Annotated in this window: 9 protein-coding genes; 8 read left to right on the forward strand and 1 reads right to left on the reverse strand. The window is 75.5% G+C overall.

What is annotated here, in order from left to right; genetic code table 11:
* The 8 genes from E1289_RS35220 to E1289_RS35250 form a co-directional block, all read left to right on the forward strand.
* Nucleotides 1-968 (forward strand): sigma-70 family RNA polymerase sigma factor (locus tag E1289_RS35220; protein ID WP_131988115.1); only part of this gene is annotated, 968 nt, incomplete at its 5' end.
* Nucleotides 969-1,137: 169 nt separating this feature from the next.
* The gene (pcaH, locus tag E1289_RS35225) at nt 1,138-1,803 is read left to right on the forward strand and encodes a protocatechuate 3,4-dioxygenase subunit beta (RefSeq protein ID WP_131988117.1); all 666 of its coding nucleotides are present in this window, start codon (nt 1,138-1,140) and stop codon (nt 1,801-1,803) included.
* Nucleotides 1,803-2,369 carry a protocatechuate 3,4-dioxygenase subunit alpha gene (gene pcaG, locus E1289_RS35230; RefSeq protein ID WP_131988119.1) on the forward strand — a complete coding sequence of 189 codons (567 nt, stop codon included), beginning with the start codon at nt 1,803-1,805 and terminating at the stop codon, nt 2,367-2,369. Before pcaH ends, pcaG begins: the two co-directional genes overlap by 1 nt.
* Nucleotides 2,359-3,561 (forward strand): 3-carboxy-cis,cis-muconate cycloisomerase, encoded by a 1,203-nt coding sequence (pcaB, locus tag E1289_RS35235; RefSeq protein WP_131988121.1) that lies wholly within the window; start codon nt 2,359-2,361, stop codon nt 3,559-3,561. Before pcaG ends, pcaB begins: the two co-directional genes overlap by 11 nt.
* Nucleotides 3,558-4,352 (forward strand): 3-oxoadipate enol-lactonase, encoded by a 795-nt coding sequence (pcaD, locus tag E1289_RS39255; protein WP_347813613.1) that lies wholly within the window; start codon nt 3,558-3,560, stop codon nt 4,350-4,352. Before pcaB ends, pcaD begins: the two co-directional genes overlap by 4 nt.
* The gene (pcaC, locus tag E1289_RS40370) at nt 4,349-4,744 is read left to right on the forward strand and encodes a 4-carboxymuconolactone decarboxylase (protein ID WP_347813614.1); all 396 of its coding nucleotides are present in this window, start codon (nt 4,349-4,351) and stop codon (nt 4,742-4,744) included. Before pcaD ends, pcaC begins: the two co-directional genes overlap by 4 nt.
* A gap of 26 nt (nt 4,745-4,770) precedes the next feature.
* Nucleotides 4,771-5,613: an IclR family transcriptional regulator gene (locus tag E1289_RS35245; RefSeq protein ID WP_243713379.1), complete on the forward strand. Its 843-nt coding sequence runs from the start codon at nt 4,771-4,773 to the stop codon at nt 5,611-5,613.
* Nucleotides 5,614-5,667: 54 nt separating this feature from the next.
* A complete protein-coding gene (locus E1289_RS35250; RefSeq protein ID WP_131988123.1) occupies nt 5,668-6,840 on the forward strand; it encodes a 4-hydroxybenzoate 3-monooxygenase in 1,173 nt (390 codons plus the stop codon).
* Here E1289_RS35250 and E1289_RS35255 read toward each other — a convergent pair.
* Nucleotides 6,801-7,305 (reverse strand): cyanophycin synthetase (locus E1289_RS35255; protein WP_207929358.1); only part of this gene is annotated, 505 nt, incomplete at its 5' end. The two genes, E1289_RS35250 and E1289_RS35255, sit on opposite strands and share 40 nt — an antisense overlap.

Consider the following 7,305-nt stretch of genomic DNA (forward strand, 5'->3'; position numbering starts at 1 on the left):
CGAACAGCACCCTAGAGCGGGATTTCCAGGAACTCGCCGATCCGTACCGGCGGGAACTGCTGGCGCACTGCTACCGGATGCTCGGCTCCATCCACGACGCCGAGGACCTGGTGCAGGAGACCTACCTGCGGGCCTGGCGCTCCTACGGGGACTTCGAGGGGCGCTCCTCGCTCCGGACGTGGCTGTACCGCATCGCCACGAACGTGTGCCTGACGGCCATCGACCAGCGCGGCCGGCGGCCGATGCCGTCCGGGCTCGGCGCCCCGAGCGACGAGCCCGAGCGGCCCGTCGTCGCCTCGCCCGAGGTGCCCTGGCTGGAACCCGCGCCCGACACCGTGACCGGGGCGGACGCCGCCGACCCCGCGACGATCGTCGCCGCCCGGGAGAGCACCCGGCTCGCTTTGGTCGCCGCGCTGCAGCACCTGCCCGCCAAGCAGCGGGTCGTGCTGATCCTGCGGGACGTCCTGAAGTGGCGCGCGGCGGAGGTCGCCGAGCTGCTGGACACCTCCACCGCCGCGGTGAACAGCGCACTGCAGCGGGCGCGGGCCCAGCTCGAGGAGCACGCGCCGGTGCGGGAGGCGCTGGTCGAGCCGACCGACCCGGCGCAGCGCGACCTGCTCGAACGGTACGCGAAGGCGTTCGAGGACGCCGACATCACCGGCCTCATCGAGCTGTTCAAGAAGGACGTCGTCTGGGAGATGCCGCCGTTCCCCGAGTGGTTCGTCGGCGCCGACACCGTCGTGCGGCTCATCATCGCGCAGTGCGGCCCCGCCCCGGGGGACATCCGGATGGTCCCGGCGACCGCGAACGCGCAACCCGCGTTCGGGCTCTACATGCGCGACGAGGCGGGGGTCCACCGCGCCTACCAGCTGCAGGTGCTCGGCGTCACCGAGGACGGTGTCGCGCACGTCTCGGCGTTCTTCGACACGAGCCTGTTCGCGCTGTTCGGGCTGGCCGAACGGCTCTGATCAGGCGCCCGGGTTTCCACTGAGCGGAAACCCGGATGTGCCGCCGCCGGCTTCTGCTGCCATGGTGGGCAGCGGCACCGGGCGGAGCCGCGCGGCGTTCCGGCCCGTGGCCGGCCGGGCACGACACGGCAGAGCCTACCGAGCACGTCGCGGCGGAAGGGAACGGCGCATGACGCATCCTCCATACCTGTCCCCGGGCTACAAGAGCACCGTGCTCCGGGCGCCCGCACAGGAACTGATCATGCCGAAGCTCGGTCCGGACAGCGTCGAGCCGACCTCGCCGGTCTTCGGGCACCAGGAGCTGGGCCGGCTGGACGAGGACCTCACCGTCCAGCATCCCGGCGAGCCGCTCGGCGAGCGGATCATCGTGACCGGCCGGGTCCTCGACGGGCGGGGCCGCCCGGTGCGCGGGACGCTGGTCGAGGTCTGGCAGGCGAACGCGGCGGGCCGCTACGCGCACCTCGGCGACGTCCACCCCGCGCCGCTCGACCCGAACTTCACCGGCGCCGGGCGGTGCCTCACCGACGACGACGGCCGCTACCGGTTCGTGACGATCAAGCCGGGCGCCTACCCGTGGCGCAACCACCACAACGCGTGGCGGCCCGCGCACATCCACTTCTCGGTGTTCGGCACCGCGTTCACGCAGCGGCTCGTCACCCAGATGTACTTCCCGGGCGACCCGCTGTTCGCCTTCGACCCGATCTTCCAGTCGATCCCCGGCGAGCGGGACCGCGAGAAGCTGATCTGCCGCTTCGACCTGGACACGACGAAGCCGGAGTGGGCGCTCGGCTACCAGTGGGACATCGTGCTCGGCGACGCCCCGATGGAGGCCTGATGACCACCGCTTCCCACGACGGCGCCCCCGGCCCCACCCCGTCGCAGACCGTCGGCCCGTTCTTCGGCTACGCGCTGCCGTACCAGACCGGCCCGCGGGTCGTGCCGGGCTGGCGCCCGGACGCGATCGACGTGCGCGGCCGGGTGCTGGACGGCGCCGGAGAGCCCGTCCCCGACGCGCTGCTGGAGATCTGGCAGGCCGACGAGAACGGGGAGATCCCGCGGCGGCCGGGCGGCATCGTCCGGGACGGGCACGACTTCTCCGGGTTCGGCCGCTGCGCCACCGACGCGGACGGCGCCTATTGGTTCGGCACCGTCAAGCCCGGCGCGCGCGGCGACGACGCCGCCTACATCGCCGTCCTGGTCTTCGCCCGCGGCCTGCTCAAGCCCGTCTTCACCCGGCTGTACTTCCCCGAGGACGAGACCGCCCACGCCGCCGACCCGCTGCTCGGCGCCGTGCCGGCCGGGCGGCGCGCGACCCTGATCGCCGCACGCGAGGGGGAGCGGAGGTACCGCTTCGACATCCACCTGCAGGGGGAGCGGGAGACGGTCTTCCTTGGCTTCTGACGAACGCGGCCCCGCGCGGCCGGACGCCCCGCCGCTCGACGCGGGGCTGCTGTCGCCCGTCCGCGCGGGGACCGAGGCCGAGGCCGCGACGGGCGACGCGGCCTACCTGACGGCGATGCTGGACGCCGAGGCCGCCCTCGCCAGGGCCCAGGCCGGCCTCGGGATCATCCCGGCGGACGCGGCCGCCGCGATCGGCGCCGCCGCCGCGGACGCGGGCCGCTTCGACCTGGTGGACCTGGCCCGCCGCGCGCGCGGCTCCGGCAACCCGGTCGTCCCGCTGGTCGCGGACCTGCGGGCGCTCGCCGGCCCGGCCGGGCGGCACGTCCACCGGGGCGCCACCAGCCAGGACATCGCCGACACCGGCGCCATGCTCGTCGCGGCCCGGACCAGGCGCGTCGTCCTCGCCCACCTCGACCGGGCACTGGACGCGCTGGCCGGGCTCGCGGCGCGGTACCGCGACACGCCGATGCCGGCCCGCACGCTGGGGCGGCAGGCGCTGCCGACGACGTTCGGCGCGAAGGCCGCGAACTGGCTGCTGGGCTGCCTGGACGCCCGCGGCCGTCTCGCCGCGGTGCCGCTGCCGGCGCAGCTCGGCGGCCCGGCCGGGACCCTCGACGCGTTCGGCGACCGGGCGTTCGACCTCGTCGCGGCCTTCGCGGCGGAGACGGGGCTGGACCGTCCCGTCCTGCCGTGGCACACCCGCCGCACGCCGGTCGCCGAGCTCGCGTCGGCGCTGGCGCTGGCCGCCGGCGCCCTCGGCAAGATCGCGACCGATGTGTGGCTGCTGTCGCAGAGCGAGGTCGGCGAGGTCGCCGAACCCGCCGGGGACGGCCGGGGCGGCTCGTCGTCCATGCCGCACAAGCGCAACCCGGCGATGTCCGCCCTGATCCGCTCGGCCGCGCTGCAGGTCCCCGCGCAGGTGCAGATCCTGCTGGCCGCGCAGGCCGCGCCGCACGAGCGGCCGGCGGGGGAGTGGCACGCCGAGTGGCAGCCGCTGCGCGAGAGCCTGCGGCTCACCGGCGGCGCCGCCGAGACGGCCGCCGAGCTGCTCGCCGGCCTGGAGGTGTCGCCCGGGCTGATGAGCGCCGACCTCGACGATCTGCTGGACGTGCTCGGCGACGACCCGGGGACCGGCGCGGCCGCCGCCCTCGTCGACCGGGCCCTCGACACCTACCGGAGGAGCCGCGCGTGACCGGCCCGCCCGCACCGGCGGGAGCCCCGCCGCAGCACCGCCTCGACGGCCCGGCGGACGCACCCCTCGTCGTCCTCGGCCCGTCCCTCGGCACGTCCATGGACCTGTGGCTCCCGCAGCTGCCCGCGCTGCACCGCGCCTGGCGGACGCTGCGCTACGACCTGCCCGGCCACGGCGGCGCGCCGCCGCCCGCCGGCCCGTTCACCGTCGAGGACCTCGCGGACGGCCTCGTCCGACTCCTGGACGACCTCGGCGCCGACCGGGCCGCCTACGCCGGGGTGTCGCTCGGCGGCGCCGTCGGCACCGCCCTCGCGCTCCGCGCGCCGGAGCGGGTCGCGAGCCTCGTGCTGTGCTGCACGTCCCCGCGCTTCGGCGATCCGGAGCCCTGGCGCGAGCGGGCCGCGCTCGTCCGCCGGGAGGGCGTCGGGCCGGTGGCGGACACGGCCGCCGGACGCTGGTTCACCCCCGGGTTCACCGGCGCCGAACCGTACGTCGCGATGCTCCGCGCCACCTCCCCCGAGGGGTACGCGGGCTGCTGCGAGGCGCTCGCGCGGTTCGACGCCACCGGCCGGCTCGGGGAGATCTCCGCGCCGACCCTGGTGATCGCCGGGGCGCAGGACGGGCCGACACCGCCGGACGGCCACGCCGACCGGCTGGCCGGCGGCATCCCGGGCGCCCGCCTCGCCGTCGTCGACGGAGCCGCGCATCTCGCCAACGCGGAGCGGCCCGGCGCGGTCACCGAGGCGATCACCGCCCATCTCGACGCCACATGGAAGGGAGCGGCCCGATGAGCGAGGAGGCCCGCACCGACGCGGAGCGGCACGCGCGGGGCATGAAGACGCGCCGCGAGGTCCTCGGGGACGCGCACGTCGACCGCGCCGAGGCCCGCAAGGACGGCTTCACCGAAGACTTCCAGGACATGATCACCCGCTATGCGTGGGGGGAGATCTGGAGCCGCCCCGGACTGGACCGCAGGACGCGCAGCTGCATCACGCTGACCGCCATGGTCGCCGGCGGCCATCTGGAGGAACTGGCGATGCACGTGCGGGCCGCGCTCCGCAACGGGCTGACGCACGACGAGATCAAGGAGGTGCTCCTGCAGACGGCGATCTATTGTGGAGTGCCCGCCGCGAACTCGGCGTTCGCCGTCGCCCAGCGGGTGCTCACCGAACGGCAGGAGTGACGGCGCGAGCCCGGCGGAGGAGCCACGTGGGACGGGACACGGCGGGCGGCGGCCCCGCGGGAGGCGGCGGGCCGGAGGCCGCGCGGCCGGTCAGCGTGGCGGGCAAGGTGATGGCCATCCTGAACGCGTTCGCGCAGGGCGGCGTCCGCCTCAGCCTGAGCGAGATCTGCCGCCGCTCCGGCCTGCCGCTCGCGACCGGCCACCGCCTCGTGGGGGAGCTGGCCGAGGGCGGGTTCCTGGAAAGGGTCCCCGACGGCACCTACCGCATCGGGACGCGGCTGTGGCGCATCGGCAGCCAGGCCCCCGCCGTCATGGGCCTGCGGGAGCTGGCGCTGCCGCACATGGAGGACCTGTACGAGGCGACGCACGACAACGTGCAGCTCGGCGTGCTGCGCGACGGCCACGCGCTGATCGTCGAGCGGCTGCGGGGCCGGCGGTCGGTGCCGGTCGTGACGCAGGTCGGCGGGCTGCTGCCGCTGCACACCACCGGTGTCGGGCAGGTGCTGCTGGCGTACGCGCCGCCGGAGGTCCAGGAGACGGTCCTGGCCGGCGAGCTGCCCCGGCATGCCGTCCGCACCATCACCGACCCGGGCGAGCTGCGCCGCTGCGTCGAGCGGGTCCGCCGCGACGGCTACGCGCTGACCCGCGACGAGATGACGCTCGGCGCGTCGTCCGCCGGCGTGCCGGTGCGGGACGCGGCGGGAGAGGTGGTCGCGGCGCTGTCGCTGGTGTCCGGGACGCGCGGCACCGACCTGCGGCGGCTGCTCCCGCCGCTGACGACGGCGGCGCGGGCGCTGTCCCGCGACGTCGCCGCGCACTGGCACGGGCATTCCGACATGTTCTCCGCCGGACGGGATGCCGGCGCGTGAGTCCACGGCGGCGGGCGCGACGGTCGCCGCGCCGTCCGACGAGGAGGAGGCTGGATGCGTACCCAGGTCGCCGTCATCGGCGCCGGTCCCGCGGGGCTGCTGCTGTCCCACCTGCTGCATCTGCAGGGCATCGAGTCGGTGGTGCTGGAGAGCCGGGACCGCGACTACGTGGAGCACCGGCAGCGCGCCGGGCTGCTGGAGCAGGGCACGACCGACGTGCTGCGCGAGAGCGGCGCCGGTGAGCGGCTCGACCGGGTGGGGCTCGTCCACCACGGCGTGGAGCTGCGGTTCGGGGGCGCCGGGCACCGCATCCCGCTGACCGACCTCACCGGGCGCACGGTGACCGTGTACGCGCAGACCGAGATCGTCAAGGACCTGGTCGCCAGGCGGCTCGCGGACGGTGGCGACGTGCGGTTCGAGACCGAGGTGCTGAGCGTGGACCCGTCCGCGCCGAGCGTGACGTACCGCGGCGGCGGCGGGACCCGCACGCTCGACTGCGACTACATCGCGGGCTGCGACGGGTTCCACGGCGTCTGCCGCCCGGCGGTGCCCGGGGGGCGCACGTTCTCCCGCGAGTACCCGTTCGCGTGGCTCGGCATCCTCGCCGACGTCGCCCCGTCCACCGACGAGCTGATCTACGCCCACCACGACCGCGGCTTCGCGCTGCACAGCCTGCGCTCGCCCGAGGTCAGCCGCCTGTACCTCCAGGTGCCGCCGGACGAGGACCTCGGCGTGTGGTCCGACGCCCGCATCTGGGACGAGCTGGCGACCCGCTTCGCGACCGACGACGGCTGGAAGCTGCACCAGGGCCCGATCACCGACCGGTCGATCACGCCGATGCGCAGCTTCGTCACCGAGCCGCTGCGCCACGACCGGCTGTTCCTCGCCGGGGACGCGGGGCACATCGTCCCGCCGACGGGCGCGAAGGGCCTCAACCTCGCGGTGTCGGACGTGATCGTGCTGGCGCGGGCGCTGACCGAGCGGTACGCCTCCGGGTCGGAGACGCTGCTGGACGGCTACTCCGACGCGGTCCTCCGGCGGGTGTGGCGGGCCGAGCACTTCTCGTACTGGATGACCCACCTGCTGCACACCGATCCCGCCGCGAACGACTTCGAGCGGCGGCTGCAGCGCGCCCACCTGGACTACGTGGTCTCGTCCGAGGCGGCCTCGGCCTCGCTGGCCGAGAACTACGTCGGCCTGCCCGTCACCTGGCCCTCCGGGGACTGACCGCCGGGCGCCTCGTCCGGCCGGGCGCCGAGCGTGTCAAGCAGCTCGGTGACCGGCTGCAGCTTCTCGTACAGCAGCAGGACGGGCTCGCCGGGCCCGGCCATGTCCAGCGCCGAGGTCACCGCGCCCTTCAGGTCGCCCGCGGGATGGTGCCGGACGTCCGGGCGGCCCTCCCGCAGCCCCTCGACGATCAGCCGGGTCATCTCGCCGGAGCGGCGGCCGCGCAAGTCCTCGTCCTCGTAGACGACGACGCGGCCGAACGTCCGGGCCAGGGCCCGCGCGGTCTCGCCCACCAGCTCGTCGGACCGGTCGCCCGGCAGGGTGACCGCGGCGACGCCGCCGGTGCCCCAGTGCCGCTCGACGAGCGCGCCCATCGCCGCGACGGCCGCCGGGTTGTGCGCGTAGTCGACCAGGACGGGGTTGCCGCCGATCCGGTACACGCAGCCCCGGCCCGGGTTGTGCGTG

The sequence above is a fragment of the Actinomadura sp. 6K520 genome, from assembly GCF_004349245.1.
Classification (GTDB): Bacteria; Actinomycetota; Actinomycetes; order Streptosporangiales; family Streptosporangiaceae; genus Spirillospora.